This is a genomic window from Stenotrophomonas sp. 71799_Sma (assembly GCF_056482505.1).
The window spans coordinates 1,422,875-1,446,539 of record NZ_CM151202.1 but is presented as its reverse complement, the minus strand read 5'-3'; the positions used below and the strand labels follow the sequence as shown (position 1 = coordinate 1,446,539).

Sequence of the window (23,665 nt, the reverse complement as noted above, 5' to 3'; positions counted from 1 at the left end):
AGGGAATGCATCCACGCATGGCGTGGGTCTACTGGTCTGCAGCCACAAAACCACCGGTCTGCCGCGCCCACAAGCGCGCGTACAGGCCACCGGCCGTAATGAGCTCGGCATGGGTGCCGGTCTCGACAATGCGGCCCTGGTCCATCACCACCAGCCGGTCCATGCGTGCGATGGTCGACAGCCGGTGCGCGATCGCGATCACCGTCTTGCCGCCCATCAGCTGGTCCAGGCTGTCCTGGATCGCCGCTTCCACTTCCGAGTCCAGTGCCGAGGTCGCCTCATCCAGCACCAGGATCGGTGCGTCCTTCAGCAGCACGCGGGCGATGGCGATGCGCTGGCGCTGACCACCGGACAGCTTCACGCCGCGCTCGCCCACGTGCGCGTCGTAGCCACGCCGGCCCTGCCCGTCCACCAGCGTATCGATGAAGGCTGCGGCGCGCGCCTTGGCCACGGCGGCATGCAGCTGCTCGTCAGTGGCATCGGGGCGGCCATACAGCAGGTTGTCGCGGATCGAGCGATGCAGCAGCGAGGTGTCCTGGGTGACCACGCCGATCTGCTGGCGCAGGCTCTCCTGGGTGACATGGGCGATGTCCTGATCGTCGATCAGGATGCGGCCGCTTTCCAGGTCGTACAGGCGCAGCAGCACGTTGACCAGGGTCGACTTGCCGGCACCGGAAGGACCGACCAGGCCGATCTTCTCGCCCGGCTTCACCACCAGATCGAGGCCGGCAATCACACCGCCCTTCTTGCCGTAGTGGAAGTGGATGTCCTGGAAGTGCACGCCACCACGGGTCACCTGCAACGGCACTGCATCCTCGCGGTCCTGCACGGTCAGCGGCTGGGCGATGGTAGTGATGCCATCCTGCACCGTACCGATGTCCTCGAAGATGCCGTTGATGGTCCACATGATCCAGCCGGACATGTTGTGGATGCGGATCACCAGGCCGGTCGCCAGCGTGATCGCGCCAACAGTGATGTGGCCACCGTTCCACAGCCACAGCGCGAGCCCACAGGTACCGGCAATCAGGAAACCGTTGACGATGGCGATGGTCAGGTCCATGCCGGTGGTGATGCGGGTCTGCGCACGGTGCTTGACCGCCAGTTCCTGGATCGACTCGGCCACATAGGCCTGCTCGCGTCCGCCATGGGCGAACAGCTTCAACGTGGGAATGTTGGTGTAGCCATCAACGATGCGGCCCATCGCCTTGGAACGCGCTTCGGAGGCGATCCATGCGCGTTCCTTCGCGCGCGGAACGAAGTAGGCCAGGATCACTGCATAGGCCAGCAGCCACAGGATCAACGGCACCATCAGGCGCCAGTCGGCCTGCGCGAACAGGTACAGCGCGGTGCCGGTGTAGACCACGATGTACCAGAGCGAGTCGACCATCTGCACTGCCGATTCGCGCAGCGAGGTACCGGTCTGCATCACCCGGTTGGCCACGCTGCCGGCGAAGTCGTTCTGGAAGAAGTTCAGGCTCTGCCGCACCACGTAGTTGTGCATCAGCCAGCGCGAGCGGTTGCTCAGGCCAGGCACGATGGCCTGGTTGACCAGCAGGTTGTGCAGGCCGACCAGGATCGGCCGCGCGATGACCGTGATGAACAGCATCCAGCCCAGCTCATTGGCATGGCGCTTGAAGAAATCGCCCCCCGGCTGCTCGGCGACCATGTCGACGATGCGGCCCAGGTAATCGAACATTGCCACTTCCACCAGCGCCAGCAGCAGGCCGGCGATCAGGGTGGCCAGCAGCACCGGCCACACCGGGCGCAGGTAGTGCAGGTAGAACGGCACCACCTTGCGCGGCGGCATGCGCCCGTCCACGGGCGGGAACACCGGAATCAGGGATTCAAACCAACGGAACATCGCATTCCCTCGCCATCAATAGCCGGCGGAGTATCCCACGCCGCGTGTGTACGCCAGCCGATGATCGCCGCGGTTCCGGTAGTGCCGGACGCTGGCCGGCCCCCTCGCGACGCTTCCGGGGATCATCAGGTTGCAGGCCAGCGGCCGGCACTACCGATGGGATTCGTCAAACGGCAGCGCCGGGCCACGCCCGGCGACGTCATTTCACCGGGGCGAACAGCAGGTCCTGGAAATCGAAGCTGAAATCGGTCAGGTCGGAGATCGACTGCATGCGCACCTCGCGCACCTTGCCGTCCGGATCCAGGCTGAAGTTCACGAACGCGTCGGCGTTGAGCGAACGGTCGTCCCAGCGCACGATGAAGGTGTCGTGCTGCCAGTGCTCCAGCCGACCGCTCAGCTGTGCAGTCTTCATGAAGCGCAGGCGCAGGCCCTTGCCCTGGGCGCTGATCTGCATGTCGCCATACCAGCGGTCGCGGAACGTGCCGGTGTAGCCGGCCAGTGCCAGCGATGGCTTGCTGCCCTTGTCGCGCGCGTTCTGGTGCTTGGCCCAGGCCTCGTCAGCCTTGTCCTGGCCCTTGGCCACGGCCTTGGCATAGGCATCCACCCAGTCGTGCTTCTCGCCGCCCAGATAGGCATCAAGCACGCTCAGGGTGATCGCGTTGAACGCCGCGCCCACTTCCTGGTTGGTCAGCACCACCACGCCCAGCTTCTCGCCCGGCACCAGGGTCAGCCGCGAAACCATGCCCGGCCAGCCACCGGTGTGCCAGACCAGCTTCCGGCCACGGTAGTCGCTCAGGCTCCAGCCTTCGCCGTAGCCGGCAAAGTTGGCCCGCGCCGGCGCCAGCTCCGGCACGCTCGGCGCCGGAATCGACTGCGGCGTGATCATCCGCCACATCTGCTGCTGGCTCTTGTCGCTGAACAGCGCGGTGCCATCGGCCAGCTTGCCTTCGTCCAGCTGCACCTGCATCCAGCGCGCCATGTCGTGCGCACTGGAATAGATGCCACCGGCGCCGGCATTGTTCGACCAGGTCAGCGGTGCAACGGTACGCAGGTCCTTGAAATCGTACTTGGCGTGGCCGACCGCGGCCTTGTCGCCCGGCTTCAGGTGATCGGCGTTGTAGCGTGTGCCGGCCATGCCCACCTTGTCGAAGATGCGGGTCTGCAGGAACTGCTGGTAGCTCATGCCGGAGACATGCTCGATCACCTGCTGGGCAACCGCGTACAGGATGTTGTCGTACGCATAGCTCTCGCGGAAACCGCCCTTCAGCGGCACCTTGCCCAGCCGCTCCACCACTTCGGCATTGCTGTAGGAGGTGGTCGGCCAGAACAGCAGGTCACCTGCGCCCAGGCTCAGCCCGCTGCGATGCGACAGCAGGTCGCGGATCGTCATCTGCCCGGTCACGAACGGATCGGACATGCGGAACGACGGCAGGTGGTCGATCACCTTGTCGTCCATCTTCAGTTTGCCGTCCTCGGCCAGCAGGTTCAGCGAGGTGGCGGTGAACGCCTTGGTGTTGGAAGCAATGGCGAACAGCGTATCGGCCTGCACCGGTTCCGGCTTGCCCTGCTCGCGCACGCCCCAGCCGCGTTCCAGCACCACCTGGCCATCCTTGACCACGGCCACGGCAATGCCGGGCACGTCGAACTGTGCGCGCACGCGCTCGACGGTGGCATCCAGGTCCTGCAGCTGCGCCGGGGTGGCAGCATTCGCCATGGTCGTGCACGCCAGCAGCACGGCTCCTCCAATCCAGGTTTTCATCCAGCACGATCTCCGAACAGGGGTGGCGGCCATGTGCAGGCCGTCACCAGGGTTTCGCGCGATGGTAACGGCCCCGGGTGCAGCCTGCCCTGTGCCATAGGAGGGGTGTCATGGGCGAGAACGGACAACCGAGCAACGGGTCGACCATCATTCCGTGCCTGCGCTACCGCGACGCGCAGGCCGCCATCGAGTGGTTGCAACGCGCCTTCGGTTTTCACGTCCAGGCGGTGTATGCCGACGGCGATACGGTGTTCCATGCGCAGCTGACATACGGCAACGGCATGATCATGCTCGGCTCGAGCAGCAGTAGCGGCGAATGGTCCAAGCTGGCGGTGATGCCGGACGAGGTCGGCGGCCGCCAGACGCAGAACGCCTGCGTGATCGTCACCGATGCCGATGCGCACTATGCACGGGCCAAGGCCGCCGGTGCCCGCATTGTCATCGACATCGCCGACCAGGACTATGGCGGACGCGGCTACGCCTGCGCCGACCCGGAAGGCTATCTGTGGTGGTTCGGCAGCTACGACCCGTGGCGCGCGGACCACGGCCAGTGACCGCGACCGCCCGTCCGGCGGAGATCCGCTGCGGCATCGGTGGCTGGGTGTTTCCCGAATGGCGCGGCGGCATGTTCTATCCGCCAGGCCTGCCGCAGCGCGAAGAACTGGCCCATGCCAGCCGGGCCCTGCGCTGCATCGAAATCAACGGCACCTTCTACCGCACGCCCACCGCAGCGCAGTGCGCGCAGTGGGCCGCACAGACACCCCACGGTTTCCGGTTTTCGATGAAGGCGCCACGCTACCTGGTACAGCGCCGTGACCTGTCCAGCACCGTGGAGGCCGCCGCACCGTTCCTTGAGGCGGCGTTGGCACTCGGTGACCGGCTCGGCCCGTTGCTGTGGCAGTTCGATCCGCGCCATCCGGCCGATGCCGATGCATTGGGTGCCCTGATGGCGCAGCTGCCGAAGCAACTGGAAGGGGTGACGCTGCAGCATGCGCTGGAGGTCCGCAACGCCGAGGTACATGGCCCCGCACTGGTTGCTGCCGCCCGTCGACACGGCGTGGCGCTGGTGATCGAGGACAGCGACGAAGCGCCACTACACGGTGATGTCAGTGCCGGCTTCGTCTACGCCAGGATCAAGCGCAGCCAGGCCCGCTTGAACGAGGGTCTGCCGGCACCCGTGCAGCAGCGCTGGGCCGAACGCGCGCTCCACTGGTCACGCGGCGAACCGGTGGACGACCTGCCCTGCCTGGCCGCGCCGGCACCGTCAGAGCCGCGCGAGGTCTACCTGCTGTGCATTGGTGCGGGCAAGGCACGCAACCCGGCGGCGGCGATGGCCCTGCAGCGGCGGGTGGATGGGGCCAGCAATTCCTCACGCGGATAGCGCTGCGGTCATCGCCTTGCCTCACAATAGGCGGATGAGCACACCCGACACCCGCAAAGCGCTGTGGCAGATCCACTTCTGTGTCCTGCTGTGGGGCGTCACCGCCATCCTCGGCAAGTTGATCACCCTGCCCGCACTGCCGCTGGTGTGGTGGCGCATGCTGCTGGTAACGGCAATGTTGGCGCTGCTGCCGCGGGTCTGGCGCGGATTGCGCACCCTGCCACTGCGCCTGGTGGCGGGCTACGCCGGCATCGGCGCGCTGGTCGCCCTGCACTGGCTGACGTTCTACGGCGCGGTGAAGCTGGCCAACGCCTCGGTGGCCGCCACCTGCATCGCGCTGGCGCCGGTATTCACCTCGATCATCGAACCGTGGGTAGCCAAGCGACCGTTCCAGCTGCGTGAACTCGCCTTCGGCCTGGCCGTGCTGCCGGGTGTTGCACTGGTGGTCGGTGGCGTGCCCGATGGCATGCGCCTGGGTGTACTGATCGGCGCGATCTCGGCGCTGCTGGTGGCGGTGTTCGGCTCGCTCAACAAGCGCATGGTCAGCCACGCCGATCCGCTTACGGTCACCGCACTGGAGCTGGGCGCCGGCACCCTCACCCTGACCCTGCTGGCACCGCTGATGCCCTACCTGCTGCCGGCGCTGGCCAGCCCACTATGGGTGGTTCCGGACCTGCACGACGGCATCCTGCTACTGGTACTGGCCGGGTTCTGCACGCTGCTGCCGTTCGCCCTGGCCTTGGTCGCGCTACGCCACCTGAGCGCCTACACCGTGCAGCTGGTGACCAACCTGGAACCGGTCTACGCGGTGGTGCTGGCAGTGGTGCTGCTGCGCGAGCAGCACGAGGTCACGCCGTGGTTCTACCTGGGCGTGGCGATCATCGTCGGCGCGGTGTTCCTGCATCCGTTGTTGAACCGCCGCAAGCCGGTGCAGCACCCGGAGATTCTCGGTACGTCGGAAGCACGCAACATCGCCGATTGAGCGTATCCGCGCAGGGTGCGAATCGCCTTGTCAGCGCTGCGGCCAGTGCCATGCCGGGGCATCCAGCAGGCCCTGCCCGCTCAACAGCGTGCGCCCCTGTTCCTTGTGCAGATGCAGCGAATGACAGCCGGGCGCCTGCTCCAGTGCTGCGATCAGTCGGCTGGCGTGTGAGACCACCCACACCTGGCTGCGCGCACTGGCCGCGATGATCAGCCGCGCCAGCGCCGGCAGCAGGTCCGGATGCAGGCTGGTCTCCGGTTCGTTGAGCACCAGCAGCGGCGGCGGGCGCGGCGTGTGCAGTGCCGCGGCCAGCAGCAGGAAGCGCAGCGTGCCGTCGGACAGCTCGGCCATCGACAACGGCCGCAGCAGCCCCGGCTGGTGGAAGCGCAGGGCCAGCCGGCCATCCAGTTCCTCGAACCCCACCGTGGCGCCCGGGAACGCATCCTCCACGCTGCGCGCCAGTGCGCCCGGATCACCGATCTCGAGGATGGTCACCCAGGCCGCCGCCAGATCGCGACCGTCGTGATGCAGCACCGGCGTGCGCGTGGCCATCGCCGGTTGCCGTGCCGGGGCATCGGCGTCGCTGCGGAAATGGTCGTAGAAGCGCCAGCGACGGATGTACTCGCGCAGGGCGATGGTTTCCGGCATGCGCTGCGGATCGCCAACCTGGGTGAACAGACTGTCGAACAGCGACAACCGGTCATCGACCAGATCCCAACCGCGCGCATGGCGTTGCCGCACCATTGCCCCACGTCGGTCGACCAGCAGGTTGGCGCTGCGCAGGAACGGCCCGGCCCAGATCGCCTCGGCCTTGATCTGCGGGTCCAGTGCGAAGGCCGAACGGCTGGGCGGTGGGTAGCCCAGGTCAATGGCATAGCCGAACTCGTCGGTGGTGAAGCCCAGCTTCAATCCCACCGATTCCTGACGTGGGCCGCCCTGCAAGGGGATTTCGCCGGCAGCAACCCGACGGTCCATTTTTCCGGCCCCGCCCACAGCGCCGAACCGAGCCCACCTTCGCGGGCCAGAACCGCCGCGACGCCGCCCTGCGCGGTCTCTGCCAGCAGGCGCAGCGCGCGGTACAGGCTGGACTTGCCACTGCCATTGTCGCCGGTCACCACATTCAACTGCTGCAGCGGCAGTATCAGCCCGTGCAGCGAGCGATAGTGGGCGATGGCCAGGGTCTGCAGCATGGTTGTGTCCGTGGGAACAGGGACGTCATGCTGGCCGGTTCTGATCGCAGGAGCTGCGACGCGACGTGAATCGGGAAGAGCATCCACGCATGGCGTGGATCTACTGGAACGGCATCGAATCATCCACACGTCGCATGCGTTCAGCGCGCGAGTCGCCGGTGTCTCAGCCCGCCCGTTCCACCCGGTTGCGACCATTGCCCTTGGCCCGGTACAGCGCCTTGTCGGCGCGCGCCAGCATGTCATCCACGCTTTCACCTGGCTGGTGCTGGGCAACACCGATGCTGATCGTGACCGGGAATCCAAGCGGCAGGTCAGCCACGGCCAGGCGCAGGAACTCGCATTGCAGTTCGGCCGTGTGCAGGTCGGTGCCCGGCATTACCGCCACGAACTCCTCGCCGCCGTAGCGCGCGGCCATGCCGCGGCCGGCGAAGTGCGAGCGCAGCAGCACGCCCAGCTCGGCCAGCACCCGGTCGCCTGTAGCGTGGCCCTGGAAATCATTGATGTGCTTGAAATGATCGATGTCGAGCAACGCAACGCAGGCGACGCCCGGTTGCCCATCGATCTCCACCACCGCCTCTTCCAGTGCCGCCGCCATTGCGCGGCGGTTGGGCAGGCCGGTCAGCGCATCGGTGCGGCTCTGCTCGGCCAGGTCGGCATTCTGCGCCAGCAGCACGTCCTGGTACTCCGCCAACAGGCGCTCGTAGTCATCGCGCTCCAGCATGTGCTTCTGGATGTCGAGCGCGAAACGGCGCAGCTCCATCACCAGCATCACCTGCCGTGACAGCGCGGCCAGTGCCTCGGCCTTGTCGCTGGGCAGGTGCTGCGGATGTGCATCGAACACGCACAGCGTGCCCAGAGGCAGGCCATCGGAACTGATCAGTGGCGCACCGGCGTAGAAGCGGATGTGCGGGTCGCCGGTCACTACCGGATTATCGTGGAAGCGGATGTCCTGCAACGCGTCCTCGACCACCATGATTTCCTGCGGCTGCAGGATGGCGTGGCCACACATCGATTCGCTGCGCAGGTTTTCCGCCGCGTCGATGCCCTGGATCGACTTGAACCACTGCCGTTCGACGTCGATCAGGGTCACCGCCGCCATCGAGGTACCGCAGACCGCCTTGGCGATCGCGACCAGGTCGTCGAAGGATTTCTCACGCTGCGAATCCAGGATCCGGTAGCGGTACAGCGCCTCGAGCCGAAGGGCTTCGTTGGCAGGCTTGTCGGGCTTGATCATGCAGCGTCACATTCCGGCAGGTCACTGCGGAGTCTAGCTGATGCCGGTGCGCAATCCGCACAACGGGGAGTGCCGGCCGCTGGCCGGCATCCCGCGCTCATTCGATGCCTGGTGCAGCCGGCCAGCGGCCGGCACTACCGCGCGTTACCAGTCCAGCTGCTTCGGCAGCAGGCCCTGCAGTTCCTGCTCGGTCAGGTTGCGCCACTGGCCCGGCTTCAGCGCGCCGATCTTGATGTTGTCGATGCGCACGCGGCGCAGCTGGGTCACGCGATAGCCGAACTCGGCGGCCATCAGGCGGATCTGCCGGTTCAGTCCCTGCTGCAGGGTGATGCGGAATCCGAACTTGGCGATGCGCGAGGTCTTGCACGGCAGCGTCATCTGGTCGTGGATGCGCACGCCGCGCGCCATGCCACGCAGGAACTCGTCGGTGACCGGCTTGTTCACCGCCACCAGGTACTCCTTCTGGTGGCCGTTCTCGGCACGCAGGATCTGGTTGACGATGTCGCCGTTGCTGGTCATCAGGATCAGGCCTTCGGACTCCTTGTCCAGGCGGCCGACCGGAAAGATGCGCTGTTCATGGCCGACGAAGTCGACGATGTTGCCCTTGACCGAGGTTTCGGTCGTGCAGGTCACGCCCACCGGCTTGTTCAGCGCGATGTAGACGTGGCGGCGGGCGCCGGGCTTGCGTGCCACGCGCGCGCGCAGCGGCTGGCCGTCGACCAGCACCTGGTCTTCCTCGCCCACCACCGCACCGGTGCCGGCCGCGTGGCCGTTGACGGTGACGCGGCGGGCGGCGATCAGGCGATCGGCCTCGCGGCGGGAGCAGAAGCCGGTGTCGGCGATATGTTTGTTGAGTCGGGTGGTCATCGGTCCATTATCCGGCATCGCCGCCCGCTGCGCTTCATGCCGGGGCCGGCGGATCGAGCTCTTCGCCGTCGAACACCCGGTTGCGACCCGCCCGCTTGGCCACGTACATGGCATGGTCGGCCCGCCGCAGCAGCCCGGCCAGGTCATCCTCACCCGGCCGCCACTGCGCCAGTCCGATGCTGGCGGTCACTTCCAGGCCCGGCACCTGCAGGGCCTGGCCGGCTTCGGTGATGCGCTGGCGCAGGCGGTCCAGGCGCGCCGACGCCGCCTCGCGCGGCATGCCCGGCATCAGCAGCAGGAACTCCTCGCCGCCCATCCGCACCACTTCGTCCTGGCTGCGGACTGCCGTGCGCAGGGCACGCGCTACCGCCACCAGCACCTGGTCGCCCACCGCGTGGCCATGGCGGTCGTTGATGTCCTTGAACAGGTCGATGTCGAGAAAACCGATCACCAGCGGGCCGCGCTCACGGTCGACCTGTGCCAGGTGACGGGCCAGCTGCTGCAGGCCGGCCCGGCGGTTGGGCAGCCCGGTCAGGCCATCGGTTTCGGCCAGCTGGCGCAGTTCATCGCGCTGCTGGCGCAGCCGGCCCAGCCGCTGGTTCATGGCATAGGCGGCCATCATCAGCAGCCAGGTCACCGACAGCTGCAGTGCTTCCACCCGGTACTCCAGCAGCCACCCCGCACTGCTGGCATCGGCTGCGATCATCACCAGCAGTGGCACCAGCGCCGCCAGGCCCGCCAACGCCCAGCAGTCACCGCGCAACCAGGCACGCATGCCAGCGGCCAGTGACAACAGGCAACCGAGGATGAAGGTCAGCTGCAGGCTCTGCGCGACCAGCGCCAGGGTGTCCCAGCGCAGCCACGGCACCAGCGCGGCCAGTCCCATCAGGCCCCACAGCACAGCCTGCTGTGCCGGCCGCGAGCGCGGCAGCAAGCGGTCCCCACCGTTGAGGCGCCACAGAGCGGGCAGTACCAGCGCCTGGGTCGCGGCGGTCAGCGCCAGCAGCCACCATGCGCCGCGCTCGCCCACCGGCAGCCACGGTTCGGGGTAGCCGCTCAAGCCGCCAAGAACCGCCTGCCACACCACCACCACGATCGTCGCGCCGATGTAGACCAGGAAGCTGCGGTCACGGGTGGTCAGGTAGGCCATCAATGCCGACAGCGCCAGCGCGATCGCCACCGCGATGCAGGCCGCGCGCACCAGCAGGCGGGCGGTATCGTTCTGCTGGACCGGACTGGGCGCCCCCAGCCGCAAGGTCGGCACCCAGCGCGCTTTCAGCGGCGCCTGCCACGACACCAGGAACGGCTCATGGCTGCCTGCCGCTGGCACCGCCACCAGGCCGATGCCGGCGCGGAAGCGCGAATCACGGGTGCGCGCATCGTGCATGTTGCCGCAGATCTCGCGGTCACCATGCTGTACGCGGACTTCGCCAGCGAACACGTTGAACACATCCAGCGCCTGGGGTTGCCCCGACCAGCCCCCGGGCGGCGCCGGTACCTCTACCTGCTCGCGCGGCCCGGCCAGCATCGCGGGCGTACAGCCACGATGGGGTGTCGGTTCGTCCGTCGGTGCGCCAACCAGCAGGAAATCCCGGCCGGCCTCGGCCAGGCGCGCGTGCACCAGACCGGGAAGCAACACTCCCATCAGCAGGACGACCAGCAGCGCCCCTGTTTCGTACCGCCACTGCCTGACGCCCACGCCACATCCTGTTCCTGCTTACGTCCGCGCCCACTGCGCGTCGCCCCTGGCGCGCATTATCGCAGCCGGGCACGCCACGCATGTGTAGACCAAAGTCGCCGTGCGCCGTTCAGCCAGCGGCCGGAGGCCCCTTCACCGCCACCAGGCGGACCGGCCTCAGGTCACTCAGGGTCATCCGTTCCAGCGGCTGCGGCCGCTCGATCGCGTAGCCCTGCAGGCCCTGCACGCCGAGCCGGGTCAGTGCGCCAGCCACCTCGGCGGTTTCCACCCATTCGGCCACCACCTCCATCTGCAGTTCCCGCCCGAGCTCGCTGATCGCCCGCACCGTGGCGTGGCTGACCGGGTCGGTGTCCATGTCACGCACGAAGGTGCCGTCGATCTTCAGGATGTCCGCAGGCAGCTGGCGCAGATAGCCGAACGAGGACAGGCCGGAGCCGAAGTCATCCAGTGCCATCCGGCAGCCACGCGCTTTGACCGCATCGATGAAAGCGCGTGCCTGGCTGAGGTTGCTGATCGCCGCGGTCTCGGTGATCTCGAAACACAGTTTCGAGGCCAGCGCGCGGTTGCGCTCGAGCAGGTCGCAGACGAAGGCGAGGAATCCCGGCTCGGCGATCGACTGCGCCGAAACGTTGACGTTGCACAGGCCCAGCTGGCGCACGTGTGCCGGGCAGACCTGCAGGTGGCGGAACAACAGCCCGAGCACGTGCCGATCCAGCGCCACCGCCATGCCGTATCGCTCCACCGCCGGCATGAACTGACCGGGCAGATGCAGGCTGCCATCGGTACCACGCATGCGCACCAGCACCTCGTAATGCAGGTAGGACGGATCGCCCACGCGGGCGATGCGCTGCGCGTACAGCAGCATGCGATTCTCCGCCATGGCCAGGCTGACACCCTGCAGACGCTCGGCCTCCTGCCGCCGCTCCTCCAGCGCCATGCGGTTCTCGTTGAAGCAGTGCACACGGTTGCGACCGGCCTGCTTGGCCGCATAGCAGGCGCTGTCGGCGGCGCTCATCAACCAGTTCGCGTCCGGCGCCTCGGCACTGACCTCGACCACGCCGATGCTGCAGCTCAACTGCGGGCTGCCCTCGCTGATCGGGAACGTGGCCTGGCCCAGGTTGCGGATCACCCGCTGCAGTACCCGCTTGGCTTCATCCTGGCCGGCGTGGGCGAGAAACACCGCGAACTCATCGGCCCCCAGGCGGCCGACCCAATCGCCATCACGCACCGCCGCCACCAGATAGTCGGCGAAACCGCGCAGCATCTGGTCGCCGGCGGCATGACCGAAGCTGTCGTTGACCAGCTTGAAGTGGTCCAGATTGATGTAGCACAGCGCATGCGTACCACCGTCGGTCCGGACCTGCAGCAGCGCGCGTTCCAGCAGGCGTTCGATCTCGCGGCGGTTGATCAGGCCGGTCAGCGGATCGTGGCTGGCGTGATGCTCGATCTCGCGCGCCAGTGCATGGTTCTGGCTGACATCCTCGATGATCGCGAACACCGACAATCCACCGCCCGAGCTGCGAACCGCGGTACCGCTCCAGCGTCCCCAGACGAGGCTGCCATCGCGCCGCCGGAAACGCAGCTCGCTCGGCCGCAGCTGCCGGTCCCAGTCGATGCGGCCGACACCGTCGAGGACCAGTTCCCCCTCCATCAGCAGGTCACCCAGCAGCATCTGCAGCAGCACATCGCGCCGGTAGTCGAGGATATCCGCCATCGCCTGGTTGGCCTCGACCACGCGGCCATCGGTGTCGAGCTTCAGCATGCCGACATTGGCCTGGTAGAACGCCGCGCGGAAGCGGCTCTCGTGCTCGGTCAGATCCTTGCCGACACGACGCGCCAGCGCCACTGCCATCAGGCTGATCACCAGCACCGACAGGCCGCCAACCATCAGCGTGGCGATCCGGACCATGGTGGCCATCCTCAGCAGCGCCTGCGAGAACGCCTGGGCCTGCACCTGCAGGCGGCGGTCGAGATCCCGCAGCTGCTGCAGGTAGCGATTGCGGTCGGCCACGGGCAGTTCACCTGCCGCATGCCTCCGTTGCAGCTCGGCGACCAGGGCCTGCACAGCCTCCAGATCACCATCGGTCTGCCGCCACAGTGCAGTGGCTTCGCGGAATGCTCCCAGGTCACGGGCGTAGCGGAACGAGAACACCAGGCGTGGAATATCGGCGCGCGCGTTGCCGCCCTGCAGGAAACCCTGCCGGGCCTTCTCCTCGTCCGGTACCGCCTGTTCCAGCGCCAGCCGGGCCTGCAGATCCCCCAACGGAATCCGCAGGGCCTGGCGCGCGTCATCCAGGTCCTGCGCATCGCCACGCGCCAGGTAGCGGCTCAGCGCAGCGGTCGCATCCTGCTGCCCCCGCGACCAGTAGCCCTGGCCGGCAATCCAGGCCGTCGAGGCCGCCTGCAGTTCCTGGATCAACGCGGACAGCGCGACCAACCCGATCGCCATGCCCGTCAACAACGCAAAGCGCAATCCCAGGCCACGGGTCATCGGCACCCGCCGGCTCTGCTGGTCCGTGCCACTTCTACCCATCCCGGATCCCCCCGAATGTGCTGCGGTGACAACCTCCCTTGGAACCGGCCCAGCCTATGACCGGCAATGTGTTTGCCATGCGAAAAGGGGACGGAGGGGATTAAGTCGTTTTCGGCATAAGCGCACTGCCGGGCATAAACGACTTAATCCCCTCCGTCCCCTTTTCCAGGCCCATAACGGACAACGCCAACCCGGAGGCTGGCGTTGTTCAGGACCGCAGGTGCGGCTTAGAAGCTGCGCGGGCCGCGCGGCTTGAAGCCGTCACGACGCGGCGGGCGGCTGTCGCGGTCACCGCCGCGGTCGCCACCGTGGCCACCCGGACCGCCCGGGCCACCGCGACGCGGGCCACCCGGGCCGCCCGGACCACGCTTGTCGAAGCGCGGCTTGAACGGACGCGGGGCCGGGTTGGTGTCTTCACCCGGAGCCAGCGCACGCATCTGCAGCTGCTGGCCGGACACCCACACCTTCTGCAGGTGCGACAGCACGTCCGGCGGCATCTGTGCCGGCAGGTCCAGCAGCGAGAAGTCGTCGTGGATGTCGATGCGGCCGATGAAGCGGCTTTCCAGGCCAGCTTCGTTGGCAATGGCGCCAACGATGTTGGCCGGCTTCACGCCGTGCTGGTGGCCGACCGAAATGCGGTAGGTCTCCATGCCCTGCTCAGGCGCACCACGTGGCGGAACCTCACGGCGCGGACGCTGCTCGAAGCCACCTTCGGCGTCGTCGCGGCGCGGGCCACGCTCGAAGCGCGGACCACGCTCGTTGCGGTCGAAGCGATCGCCACGTTCCGGGCGGTCACCACGGTCGAAGCGTTCGCGCGGTGCGCGCTCTTCACGCGGGGCACGCACCGGCGGCTGCAGCAGGAACGGGGTGTCACCCTGCAGCATCTTGGCCAGCGCGGCAGCCACTTCGATGGCCGGCACGTTCTGCTCGTTCTCGAAACGCTCCAGCAGCTGGCGGTAGAAGTCCAGGCCACCGGCGCCGAGGGTTTCGCTGATGCGCGAGGTGAACTTGTTGATGCGGGTGTCGTTGACCGCTTCCACGCTCGGCAGCTGCATCTCTTCGATCGGCTGGCGGGTGGCGCGCTCGATCTGGCGCAGCATGCCCTTCTCGCGCGGGGTGGCGAACAGGATCGCCTCGCCGCTGCGGCCGGCACGACCGGTACGGCCGATGCGGTGCACGTAGCTTTCGGTGTCGTACGGGATGTCGTAGTTCAGCACGTGGCTGATGCGCTCCACGTCCAGGCCGCGGGCAGCCACGTCGGTGGCGACCAGGATGTCCAGCTTGCCTTCCTTCAGCATGGCGATGGTGCGCTCACGCTGGGCCTGCTGCATGTCACCGTTGATGGCGGCAGCGGCCAGGCCACGGGCCTGCAGCTTGCTGGCCAGTTCTTCGGTGCCGGCCTTGGTGCGCGCGAAGATGATCATCGCGTCGAACGGCTCGACTTCCAGGATGCGGGTCAGCGCGTCCAGCTTGTGCATGCCGCTCACCCACCAGTAACGCTGGCGGATGTTGGCCGAGGTGGTGGTCTTGGCCGCGATGGTCACTTCCACCGGGTCCTGCAGGTAGGTCTGCGCGATGCGGCGGATCTGCGGCGGCATGGTGGCCGAGAACAGGGCCACCTGGCGCTGCTCCGGCAGCTTCTTCAGCACGGCTTCGACGTCGTCGATGAAGCCCATGCGCAGCATTTCATCGGCTTCGTCCAGCACCAGCGTCTTCAGCTCTGACAGGTCCAGGGTGCTGCGGTCCAGGTGGTCGATCACGCGGCCGGGGGTACCGACCACGATGTGCACGCCGCGGCGCAGGGCCGACAGCTGCTGGCCGTACGGCTGGCCGCCGTACACCGGCAGCACGCGGAAGCCCGGGATCTTCGACGAATAGGACTGGAACGCCTCGGCAACCTGGATGGCCAGTTCGCGGGTCGGTGCCAGGATCAGGGCCTGCGGCTTGATCTGCTGCAGGTCGATGTTGGACAGTACCGGCAGCGCGAACGCTGCGGTCTTGCCGGTGCCGGTCTGGGCCTGGCCCAGCACGTCGCGGCCTTCCAGCATCGCCGGGATGGTGGCGGCCTGGATCGGCGACGGGGTTTCGTAGCCGATGGCGGTGACCGCCTGCATCACGGGCTCGGACAGGCCGAGCTGCGCAAACTGCAGCGGCGCTTGGGAATCTTGGGACATGGGGAACTCCGAAGACACTGCCGTCTTCCTGGCAGTGCGATAAAAAAGGTGATGGTCCGCGCTTTGGGCGCCCTTCTTATCGCGTGCCCTGGCGCTGCTCGGTTGGAGGAGATTTCACTCGCTCAGAGCGGAATCATACCGCATTGATCCTGAACAAGGCGTACAGCTTGCCGTGCGCGTACCGTCATGCCCCAAGCTGGCGCACAATACGCGCCCTCTTCACCGGCCCGGCCGCTGCTGCGCCCTTCCCCAGGAACCCCGCTCCATGCAGATTCTCGAATTCGACCTCGACGGTGACTACGTCGAACTCAAGCAGCTGCTCAAGCTGGCCGACCTGGTCACCAGCGGCGGCGAGGCCAAGATGGTCATCAGCGACGGCCAGGTGCGGGTCGACGGCGAGGTCGAACTGCGCAAGGCCTGCAAGATCCGCGCAGGCCAGGTGGTTGAATTCGCCGACAGCCAGATCCGCGTGCTGGCCGCCGGCTGATCTGAACGGGCTGATCTGAACCGGTTCAGGCCACGCGCTGGGTCAGGTGCGAGGCGATCAGCTGCCTGAACGGCGCAACGCCCTGCGCCAGGCGCAGGCCGGCCGCGCGCAGCAGCCGCGCCGGGCGGCGATCGTCGGTATACAGGCTGGCGATCGCGTTGGTGGCCTCGTACAGCGGCCTCGATGCCAGCCGATGACCGCGCTGGTAGCTGGCCAGCATGCCGGCGGCGGCGATGTCGGCACCGCGACGCTGCTGTTCGACGATGCCCCGCGCCAGCCGCTGCGCACTGGCCAGGCCCAGATTGAAGCCATGTGCGGTGACCGGATGCATTCCCACCGCGGCATCGCCGATCAGCGCCGAACGCTCGCCGATGAAGCGATGCGCGTACACCCCAACCAGCGGATACGCCTGCGGCGTGGCCACCGGCTGCATCCGGCCCAGGCGGTGTTCGAAGCAGGCACCGATGGCCTCACCGAAGGCCACCTCGTCCATCGCCAGCAGTTCTTCAATCTGCCGCGGTGGCAGCGTGATCACTGCTGATGCCTGGCCTTCGTTGAGCGGCAGCAACGCCATCGTGCGGCCGTAGCCGAACCATTCCCAGGCAGTGTGGTGATGATCACGCTCAACCTGCATGCGGCACACCAGCATCGACTTGCCGAAGTCGCGCATCTGCGCGCCGATGCCGAGCATGCGGCGGGTTGCGGAGAAGCGGCTGTCAGCGGCGACCAGCAGGCGCGCATGAAGTTGGCTGCCGTCATCGAGTTTGACCACGTGGCCCTGCGCATCGGCCTGCACGCCCAGCACCTTGCGCCCGTCGAACAGCTCCAGGCCGTCCTGCCCCTGCACGGCATCCCATGCAGCGCGGCGGATCAGATGGTTGGGCACCAGCCAACCCAGCGGCTGACCGTCCACCTGGCTGCTGGCGAAGGTCAGCGCGAACGGCGAGCCGCCGTTCATCACCTTGGCATCGCGCAGTTCAGCGACTTCGGCCTGCGGCAGGCGCTGCCACAGCCCCAGCTGCTCCATGCTCTGCCGCGAGGCATGGGTCAGCGCGATCTCACGGCCATCGAAGGCGGCCTCGGCAAGGGCCTGGCGCGGTTGAACTTCGACCAGCCCGACCTGCAGGCCGCTACCGGCCAGCGCACGCGCGAAACACAGCCCCGCCGGTCCGGCGCCGACCACCACCACGTCCATCCTGCGCATGCGCGCCTCCTGCCGTTGATTCAGTCCGCGCCAGCATAGCGCCGCGCACCTGACCGGCCTTGATCTGGATCAGGCCGGGATCACAACAACGCGAACACCAGCGCCAGGATCGACAGCAGCGACACTGCCCAGACCAGGCTGCGCACGTAGGGCACGCCCGCGGCATACAGCGGCAGGTAGACCACGCGCGCCCAGAAGTAGGCCTGCGCCGCCAGCGCCGTGGTGTCGTTGCCGCGCCCGGCCACGACCACTGCGATGGCGGCGGCAGCGAAGAACGGGAACGTCTCCAGGAAGTTGGCCTGCGCACGTTGCAGGCGCCCGGCCAGCGGGCTGAGTGGCCTGGCTTCGCCATCACGCGCCGAGGCATTCCACTTCATCCCGCGCTCGCGGGTGACCACGGTGGAGGTAGCGAAGATGTAGACAAAGCCCAGCAGCACCGACCAGGCCAGCATCGTCAGTTCAGTTGCCATCGATCATCTCCTCAGGGTGCCGACGCACGCAGGCTGTAACCGGCCAGGCGCCACACCTGGTCCTCGTCGAAACGGAACGAGACGAGCTCGCGTACCGGCTGCGCGCTGTTGGCGAAACGGGTCGGGAAGCTGACGTTGATGTACAGCCCCTCCGGCACCGCGGCACCGGCGCTGTACTTGACCCGGGTGATGGTCGGCTGGCCACGCCCGGCCAGCGCACCCAGGCGCGTGCGCTCGGCGGTCAACTGGCTGACGAAGGCGGCCTTCGGTACTGCGCGGCGCGCGACGGCCGAAGCGCCATCCCACAACTCGCCTGCGCGGTTGGCATCGACCAGCTGCGCCGCCTTCACTGCGGCCGCGCCCATTTCCGCATCCTGCTTCTGCACCTGCGCCTGCTGCGCGGCAGTCAACGCCGGAGCGCCGGCCGTGGCCGGTTTCGCAGCCGCCGGCGATGCCGGTGCGGGGCGCGCGGGTGCCGGTGCAGGCGTGGCCGGCGCGGGTGCCTGCGCCAATGCGGTCAGGGGCAGCAGGGACAGCAGCAGGAGCACGCGCTTCATGGACACCGCCGGTTCTCGGGAAACAACCGCAGTCTACGCCAGCGCGGTGAGCTGTTCGTCAGCGCGCGTGGGCGCTGCCTTCCACCGCTGCGGCATCGGCCTGCGCGGCAGGCGTGCCGGTGTCTGCTGGCGCCTGTTCGGCCACCGGCGGCGGCTCCGACGGTGCCGGCGGCAACGTTGCCACATCGATTTCCGACAGCGGGCTTTCTTCCGGGCACACCGCATCCGGGAAACCGAAGCGCTGCTTCAGTGCCTGGCCGCAGCTGTTGATCGATTCCATGTCGGCGCCTTCGCGCTTGCACTGCTGGTCGAAGGCGATCAGGAACGCATCCTTGCGCTGCACGAAGTCATCGCCGCAGGCGCGCATCTGCTTGATCCGTTCCAGATCGTCCTGCACCGCGTTGGTGCCATCCAGACCGTACTGGCGTAGTTCGTCCGGCGTCAGCAGGCGCAGGCTGCGGTTGGGCACCGTCATCATCAGATCGGCCACGCCCACCGCCACGCCGTTGCGCTGCAGGTAGTCCTTTACGTTGTCGTAGACCTCGTGCAGCTCGCGGTTGAGCTCAGCGCGCGAAGTGGCCTTGGAACTGATGCGCATCATGCGGTGGATGCCGACCTTGCCCGACAGCAGGCGGTTGTCACCGGCGGCCAGCACGAACACGCACGCGCTGTGGCAGATCGAGCCCTCGCGCACCCAGATGGTCCAGCCCGATTCACCGATGCTGTCACCGGCGACGATCGCCGATTCCACCTGGCCGCCGCTGGAGTCCAGATCGAGGATGCGCTTGTGGATCTTCTGTTCATCGGCGACCACGGCAAGTCGCCACATCATTTCGGCGAAGCCCGGATTGATCTTGCCGGCGTAACGCACCCGCATCAGACCACGCTCGGCACACGGCGCCAGGGCCTGGGCAATCTGCTCGCGCTGCAGGCCCTCCAGCTCGACGCCATCGCCCGCCTCACCGGCGTACTCGGTACTGCAGCTGACCCAGGCGCGGCCATTCTCCAACTGCGCCTGCGGCCACGGCCGATCCGCCCGGCTGCGCGGCGGCGCCGGCGGTGGCGGTGCGTCAGCCGCATTGATCGACACCATGTTCTCGCCATCGCTGGCCGGCGCCCGCGCCGCCTTGTCGGCAGCCGTCACATTGCCCGGATTCTCCAACTGACTGCAGCCCGCCAGGGCCAGGCACAACAGGGGCAACCAGCGGAATTTGGCGGACATCGGGCAACCGGGATTCATGGGAGCAAGAACCACAGTCTACCCGTCCAGGCCGCGCATTCAGCGCGTGGCACTGAACCCCCTCTGACCCTTGGGAAAGTGTGTGGGCCAAGGTCGACACCCACCAACAGCATTGCGGAACGCCGTACCAACAGCTCGCAGGAACCTGTCGAAGGCGGGGTGGGTCCGGTTGCAGGGGCGTGAGCGCCATGGATGGCGCGACCGAGCTTACAGGGACGTACTTGCAGCGCCCCCTGCAACCGGACCCACCCCGCCCACCCGCAGGAAGCCCGCTGTTGCTGTTGCTCTGGCCTCGGCGGGTGCAGGGCTGCAAGCCCTGCCAGCCCCCCCCTCCAGCATCCATGTCCGAATCCGGCGAGTATCCCCGCCCGCACACGCCTAGACTGGCGCCATGGACACCGCCCTCGCCCTCGACACCGCCGCCTGCGACCGCGCCCGCCTGGCCCGCGACGCACGCTTCGACGGCGTGTTCTTCACCGCCGTGCGCAGCACCGGCATCTATTGCCGCCCCATGTGCCCGGCACCGCCGCCGAAGCCGCGCAACATCACTTACTACCCGACTGCGGCCGCTGCCGCGGCAGCCGGTTACCGCCCGTGCCTGCGGTGCCGCCCCGAGCTGGCACCGCAGGCGCAGCAGGCATTGGCCGGGCAGACCGTACAGCGCGCCTTGGCCCTGATCCATGGTGGCTTCCTGCAGGAACAGCCGGTAGCCGACCTCGCAGAGAAGATCGGACTCAGCGCGCGCCAGCTGCAGCGCCTGTTCGTCGAACATCTGGGCGCAACGCCAGGGCAGATCCACGCCACCCATCGCCTGCTGCTGGCCAAGCAGCTGCTGACCGAGACCACGCTACCGGTGACCGACGTCGCGCTGGCCGCCGGCTACAACAGCCTGCGCCGTTTCAATACCGCCTTCCTGCAGGGCTGTGGCATGGCACCGACGGCACTGCGTCGCCAGCACCAGCCGCTGGCCGCCGACGATGGCTGCCTGGTACTGCGTCTGGCATACCGGCCACCACTGGATTTCCCACGCATGCTGGCCTTCCTGCGCAAGCGCAGCCTGCCCGGCATCGAGCTGATCGGCGAAGACAGCTACCAGCGCGTGCTCGGCACACCCGAGCGCCCCACCCTGCTGCGCGTCACTGCCGACCCCAAGCGCCCGGAACTGCGCCTGCAGCTGGGCGCGGTCGATCCGCGCCTGATCCCGGACATCGTGCGCCGCGTACGTCGCGTGTTCGATCTGGACGCCGACCTGCAGCAGGTACACGCCGCGCTCGGCGAAGAGCCGCTGCTGGCGCGCGGCATTGCCGAGCGTCCCGGGCTGCGCGTCCCGGGCGGCTGGGATGGCTTCGAAGTGGGCGTGCGCGCGGTGCTCGGCCAACAGGTCAGCGTGGCCGCGGCCACCACCTTCGCGCGGCGGCTGGTGGATGCCTATGGCGCGCACCTGCCGGGCATGCGGTCGGAATTCGATCGCCAGTTTCCGGCGCCCGAGGTACTGGCCGAGGCGCCACTGGAATCAATCGGCCTGCCGCGCAGCCGCGCCGCCACCGTGCGTGCGCTTGCCGCCGCCTGTGCCAGTGGCGCGCTCGACTTCGGCCCGGGCCAGGCGCTGGAAGAGTTCGTTTCCCGCTGCGTGGCACTACCCGGCATCGGTCCGTGGACCGCGCAGTACATCGCCTTGCGCGGGCTCGGCCAGCCCGATGCCTTCCCGGCCGGTGACCTGGTACTGCAGCAGGTGCTCGGCCATGCGCAGGGCCAGCGCCTGAGCGAACGCGCGACCGAAGCGCGCTCGCAACCGTGGCGCCCCTGGCGTGCCTATGCCGTGCTGCACCTGTGGCACCTGTCCGGCACTTTCGTTGGAGAACCGACATGACCTTGTTGTTCGACCGTTTCGACAGCCCGATCGGCGTGCTGACCATCGCCGGTGACGAGCGTGGCCTGTCCCACGTGCTGTTCCCGGAAAACCGCCACCCGGCACGCGGGCGCGACGACTGGCACTACGCGCCGGATGCGCTGCCGGAAGCACGCGAGCAGCTGCTGCAGTTCCTGCACGGCGAACGCAGCAGCTTTGACCTGGAGCTTGCGCCACGCGGCACGCCGTTCCAGCTGCGCGTGTGGCAGGCGCTGGCGTTGATCCCGTTCGGCCAGACCTGGAGCTACCTGCAGCTGGCGCAGCACCTGGGCCAGCCCAGTGCGACCCGCGCCGTCGGCGCTGCCAATGGGCGCAATCCGCTGCCGATCATCCTGCCCTGCCATCGTGTAATCGGCAGCAACGGGGCACTGACCGGCTTCGGTGGCGGCCTGGAAACCAAGGCCGCACTGCTGCGACTGGAACAACGCCAGGCCCCGCTGTTCGCCTGAGGGGCAGGTTTTCCGGCAGGGCTGCGCCCTGCACCCGCCGAATCACCGTCAACGTCAACGTCAAAAGCGGGCTATCCGTGGGTTGGCGGGGCGGTGTCGGATTGCGGGGACGCCGCAAGTACGTCCTTGTAGCAACTGTGTTGCTGGAGAGTCTCAGGCCCTCCAGGTAAACGGGCACGGTAGTGCCGGCCGCTGGCCGGCAGCCTTTGGTCTTTCGCCCTGGCTCGCCTCAGGCGGGGACTAGCCCGCTTTCAGCGTCGCGCACACGGGCGTTGAGGATGACCAGCATCTTCCGCATCACTGCCACGATGGCCACCTTGCCTTCCTTGCCGCGGGCTCGTAGCGACTGGTAAAAATCGCGCAGCCGAGGTTCATGCCGCATGGCCGACATTGCCGCCATGTAGAGCACTTGCCGGATTTCGGCTCTTCCACCGTGGATGCTTCGTTTTCCTCTCATCGTGCCGCTGTCGTGGGACATCGGGGCTACCCCGACCAGGCTGGCGATGCGCTTGCCAGTGATCCTGCCAAGCTCTGGCAGATAGCTGGCTAGAACTGCCTGCAGCACAGGCCCTACGCCCTTCATCGACTTCAGCATCTTCAGTTGAGGCTGCTGACCAACCTGCTCGACGATCTGCTTGCCCAGACGCTCAACCAACGTTTGTAGGCGGGTGATGTTGCCCTGCAGTAGTCGGCGCAGTTCACGATCAAGCACCATTTCCTGCTGTTGCCGCGCGATGGTCAGGGCGTCCATCGCCTGCCGACGTGCCCGAACGAACTCCCGCATCTTCTGCTGCCAAGACTGCAGCGGCTGATAGGGAGGCAGCTTCACCAGGGCGGCCATCTGCGCCAACGCGTAGGCATCCAAACGGTCGGTTTTGGCAGTCTGACCCAACCCCTGAGCCAGTTTCCGGGCGCGCAAGGCATTGGCACGGGCCACCGGATGACCGGCCTTGTGCAGGAAATCCAGCACCGGCTGCTCATAGCCACCCGTGGCTTCAAGCACGATCTGGCGGGTCGGACGCTTCTTCAGCCAAACATCCAGCTCAGAAAACCCGGAGCGGTTGTTGCTGACCTGCAGGGTTTCTCCGTCCGTCGTACCGATATCCAGCTGACGCTTGCTGACATCAATCCCGATCCCGTTCATCACCTGACTCCGTATAGTCTGGAAGGGTCGAGAGCTCCCCCGCTTGCCCAGTCTTATCGCTTCGAGTGGTCGCTCCAGCAACTGTTCGGGCGGATCAAGGGAGATTCCGGCGTGGGCGCCAAGCTACATGGCGATCGTCGCGATCCTGGTTACGGATCGTCGAGATCTAGGCTCGCACGGCGGCCCACGCCGGCTCTCGACGCCTACGCTGCCAGATTCCGATCAGATAAGGCTTGGCCGCGGCATCCATGCCGCGGACACCCCGCAATCCGACACCGCCCCGCCTGCGACAGGTTCACGCGGCTGCTGGTAACGGCGATTATTGGTACGCGCGGCTGTGGGTAGGTGTCGACCTTGGTCGACACGCTCCGGCCGCATCAGGGGTGGAATGCAATCGACGGGGTATGTCTGGTGAGGAGCCCCCTTGTTGTTCAAGGGCGCGCGTCGATGGCGCAGGGATAAGGAAAAATGCGCGGACACGCTGCGCCCTTCGGCGCAACGTGTCTTGGGGTGGTCATTGCACCG

At 67.4% G+C, this 23,665-nt stretch carries 18 protein-coding genes and 1 pseudogene; 6 read left to right on the top strand and 13 right to left on the bottom strand.

The genetic code is table 11. From position 1 onward, the window contains the following. Nucleotides 1–28: 28 nt before the first annotated feature. Both smrA and ACZK4Z_RS06675 read right to left on the bottom strand, forming a co-directional pair. Nucleotides 29–1,861 (bottom strand): multidrug efflux ABC transporter SmrA, encoded by a 1,833-nt coding sequence (gene smrA, locus ACZK4Z_RS06680; RefSeq protein WP_180838104.1) that lies wholly within the window; start codon nt 1,859–1,861, stop codon nt 29–31. Nucleotides 1,862–2,060: 199 nt separating this feature from the next. Then, nucleotides 2,061–3,620, bottom strand: a complete 1,560-nt coding sequence (locus ACZK4Z_RS06675; protein WP_180838103.1) for a serine hydrolase — start codon at nt 3,618–3,620, stop codon at nt 2,061–2,063. Nucleotides 3,621–3,730: 110 nt separating this feature from the next. On the opposite strand from ACZK4Z_RS06675, the gene ACZK4Z_RS06670 reads away from it, so the two are divergent. From ACZK4Z_RS06670 to ACZK4Z_RS06660, 3 genes are read left to right on the top strand one after another with little or no spacing between them, the layout of a single operon-like run. Continuing rightward, nucleotides 3,731–4,174, top strand: coding sequence for a VOC family protein (locus tag ACZK4Z_RS06670; protein ID WP_478451246.1), 444 nt, complete (start codon nt 3,731–3,733; stop codon nt 4,172–4,174). Further along, a complete protein-coding gene (locus ACZK4Z_RS06665; protein WP_478451245.1) occupies nt 4,171–5,001 on the top strand; it encodes a DUF72 domain-containing protein in 831 nt (276 codons plus the stop codon). Before ACZK4Z_RS06670 ends, ACZK4Z_RS06665 begins: the two co-directional genes overlap by 4 nt. 34 nt (nt 5,002–5,035) lie before the next feature. After that, entirely contained in the window at nt 5,036–5,983 is a 948-nt protein-coding gene (locus tag ACZK4Z_RS06660) for a DMT family transporter (RefSeq protein WP_049461762.1), read from the top strand. 30 nt (nt 5,984–6,013) lie between these two features. On the opposite strand, the pseudogene ACZK4Z_RS06655 reads toward ACZK4Z_RS06660, so the two are convergent. From ACZK4Z_RS06655 to ACZK4Z_RS06630, 6 genes and pseudogenes are all read right to left on the bottom strand, one after another. Further along, nucleotides 6,014–7,173, bottom strand: a pseudogene (locus ACZK4Z_RS06655) (AAA family ATPase). A 163-nt stretch (nt 7,174–7,336) separates the two neighbouring features. Next, complete coding sequence (locus tag ACZK4Z_RS06650) at nt 7,337–8,407, bottom strand: sensor domain-containing diguanylate cyclase (RefSeq protein ID WP_125893804.1); 1,071 nt, start codon at nt 8,405–8,407, stop codon at nt 7,337–7,339. Between the two features lie 144 nt (nt 8,408–8,551). Beyond that, nucleotides 8,552–9,274 carry a pseudouridine synthase gene (locus ACZK4Z_RS06645; RefSeq protein ID WP_032128352.1) on the bottom strand — a complete coding sequence of 241 codons (723 nt, stop codon included), beginning with the start codon at nt 9,272–9,274 and terminating at the stop codon, nt 8,552–8,554. 34 nt (nt 9,275–9,308) lie between these two features. Continuing rightward, on the bottom strand, nt 9,309–10,973 hold the full coding sequence (locus ACZK4Z_RS06640) for a sensor domain-containing diguanylate cyclase (RefSeq protein WP_125893802.1): 1,665 nt from the start codon (nt 10,971–10,973) through the stop codon (nt 9,309–9,311). 109 nt (nt 10,974–11,082) lie between these two features. Next, entirely contained in the window at nt 11,083–13,506 is a 2,424-nt protein-coding gene (locus tag ACZK4Z_RS06635; RefSeq protein WP_049424576.1) for a putative bifunctional diguanylate cyclase/phosphodiesterase, read from the bottom strand. Nucleotides 13,507–13,733: 227 nt separating this feature from the next. After that, complete coding sequence (locus ACZK4Z_RS06630; protein ID WP_032128355.1) at nt 13,734–15,680, bottom strand: DEAD/DEAH box helicase; 1,947 nt, start codon at nt 15,678–15,680, stop codon at nt 13,734–13,736. Nucleotides 15,681–15,945: 265 nt separating this feature from the next. Here ACZK4Z_RS06630 and ACZK4Z_RS06625 point away from each other — a divergent pair, with 265 nt between their 5' ends. Beyond that, complete coding sequence (locus tag ACZK4Z_RS06625) at nt 15,946–16,167, top strand: RNA-binding S4 domain-containing protein (protein WP_012479588.1); 222 nt, start codon at nt 15,946–15,948, stop codon at nt 16,165–16,167. 25 nt (nt 16,168–16,192) lie between these two features. Here the strand turns inward: ACZK4Z_RS06625 and ubiM are convergent, their stop codons facing one another. The 4 genes from ubiM to ACZK4Z_RS06605 form a co-directional block, all read right to left on the bottom strand. Beyond that, the gene (gene ubiM / locus ACZK4Z_RS06620) at nt 16,193–17,371 is read right to left on the bottom strand and encodes a 5-demethoxyubiquinol-8 5-hydroxylase UbiM (protein WP_478451243.1); all 1,179 of its coding nucleotides are present in this window, start codon (nt 17,369–17,371) and stop codon (nt 16,193–16,195) included. An 80-nt stretch (nt 17,372–17,451) separates the two neighbouring features. Further along, nucleotides 17,452–17,841, bottom strand: a complete 390-nt coding sequence (locus tag ACZK4Z_RS06615; RefSeq protein ID WP_032128357.1) for an MAPEG family protein — start codon at nt 17,839–17,841, stop codon at nt 17,452–17,454. Between the two features lie 11 nt (nt 17,842–17,852). Next, nucleotides 17,853–18,398, bottom strand: coding sequence for a DUF4019 domain-containing protein (locus ACZK4Z_RS06610; protein ID WP_032128358.1), 546 nt, complete (start codon nt 18,396–18,398; stop codon nt 17,853–17,855). 58 nt (nt 18,399–18,456) lie between these two features. Next, nucleotides 18,457–19,620, bottom strand: coding sequence for a COG3904 family protein (locus ACZK4Z_RS06605; RefSeq protein ID WP_032128359.1), 1,164 nt, complete (start codon nt 19,618–19,620; stop codon nt 18,457–18,459). A gap of 409 nt (nt 19,621–20,029) precedes the next feature. On the opposite strand from ACZK4Z_RS06605, the gene ACZK4Z_RS06600 reads away from it, so the two are divergent. Together ACZK4Z_RS06600 and ACZK4Z_RS06595 are read left to right on the top strand one after the other, a co-directional pair. Beyond that, nucleotides 20,030–21,508 carry a DNA-3-methyladenine glycosylase 2 gene (locus ACZK4Z_RS06600; RefSeq protein ID WP_253143345.1) on the top strand — a complete coding sequence of 493 codons (1,479 nt, stop codon included), beginning with the start codon at nt 20,030–20,032 and terminating at the stop codon, nt 21,506–21,508. Beyond that, nucleotides 21,505–21,996, top strand: a complete 492-nt coding sequence (locus ACZK4Z_RS06595) for a methylated-DNA--[protein]-cysteine S-methyltransferase (RefSeq protein ID WP_012510484.1) — start codon at nt 21,505–21,507, stop codon at nt 21,994–21,996. The genes ACZK4Z_RS06600 and ACZK4Z_RS06595 overlap by 4 nt, the downstream gene beginning before the upstream one ends. 229 nt (nt 21,997–22,225) lie before the next feature. On the opposite strand, the gene ACZK4Z_RS06590 is transcribed toward ACZK4Z_RS06595, so the two are convergent. Next, complete coding sequence (locus ACZK4Z_RS06590) at nt 22,226–23,140, bottom strand: IS110 family RNA-guided transposase (protein ID WP_180838801.1); 915 nt, start codon at nt 23,138–23,140, stop codon at nt 22,226–22,228. Nucleotides 23,141–23,665 lie beyond the last annotated feature (525 nt).

What these genes read in the sequence shown, in the direction of transcription:
- smrA (WP_180838104.1), bottom strand. Translation starts at nt 1,861, where the DNA reads ATGTTCCGTTGGTTTGAATCCCTGATTCCGGTGTTCCCGCCCGTGGAC.
- ACZK4Z_RS06675 (WP_180838103.1), bottom strand. Translation starts at nt 3,620, where the DNA reads ATGAAAACCTGGATTGGAGGAGCCGTGCTGCTGGCGTGCACGACCATG.
- ACZK4Z_RS06670 (WP_478451246.1), top strand. Translation starts at nt 3,731, where the DNA reads ATGGGCGAGAACGGACAACCGAGCAACGGGTCGACCATCATTCCGTGC.
- ACZK4Z_RS06660 (WP_049461762.1), top strand. Translation starts at nt 5,036, where the DNA reads ATGAGCACACCCGACACCCGCAAAGCGCTGTGGCAGATCCACTTCTGT.
- ACZK4Z_RS06650 (WP_125893804.1), bottom strand. Translation starts at nt 8,407, where the DNA reads ATGATCAAGCCCGACAAGCCTGCCAACGAAGCCCTTCGGCTCGAGGCG.
- ACZK4Z_RS06645 (WP_032128352.1), bottom strand. Translation starts at nt 9,274, where the DNA reads ATGACCACCCGACTCAACAAACATATCGCCGACACCGGCTTCTGCTCC.
- ACZK4Z_RS06635 (WP_049424576.1), bottom strand. Translation starts at nt 13,506, where the DNA reads ATGGGTAGAAGTGGCACGGACCAGCAGAGCCGGCGGGTGCCGATGACC.
- ACZK4Z_RS06630 (WP_032128355.1), bottom strand. Translation starts at nt 15,680, where the DNA reads ATGTCCCAAGATTCCCAAGCGCCGCTGCAGTTTGCGCAGCTCGGCCTG.
- ACZK4Z_RS06625 (WP_012479588.1), top strand. Translation starts at nt 15,946, where the DNA reads ATGCAGATTCTCGAATTCGACCTCGACGGTGACTACGTCGAACTCAAG.
- ubiM (WP_478451243.1), bottom strand. Translation starts at nt 17,371, where the DNA reads ATGCGCAGGATGGACGTGGTGGTGGTCGGCGCCGGACCGGCGGGGCTG.
- ACZK4Z_RS06615 (WP_032128357.1), bottom strand. Translation starts at nt 17,841, where the DNA reads ATGGCAACTGAACTGACGATGCTGGCCTGGTCGGTGCTGCTGGGCTTT.
- ACZK4Z_RS06610 (WP_032128358.1), bottom strand. Translation starts at nt 18,398, where the DNA reads ATGAAGCGCGTGCTCCTGCTGCTGTCCCTGCTGCCCCTGACCGCATTG.
- ACZK4Z_RS06605 (WP_032128359.1), bottom strand. Translation starts at nt 19,620, where the DNA reads ATGTCCGCCAAATTCCGCTGGTTGCCCCTGTTGTGCCTGGCCCTGGCG.
- ACZK4Z_RS06600 (WP_253143345.1), top strand. Translation starts at nt 20,030, where the DNA reads ATGGACACCGCCCTCGCCCTCGACACCGCCGCCTGCGACCGCGCCCGC.
- ACZK4Z_RS06595 (WP_012510484.1), top strand. Translation starts at nt 21,505, where the DNA reads ATGACCTTGTTGTTCGACCGTTTCGACAGCCCGATCGGCGTGCTGACC.
- ACZK4Z_RS06590 (WP_180838801.1), bottom strand. Translation starts at nt 23,140, where the DNA reads ATGAACGGGATCGGGATTGATGTCAGCAAGCGTCAGCTGGATATCGGT.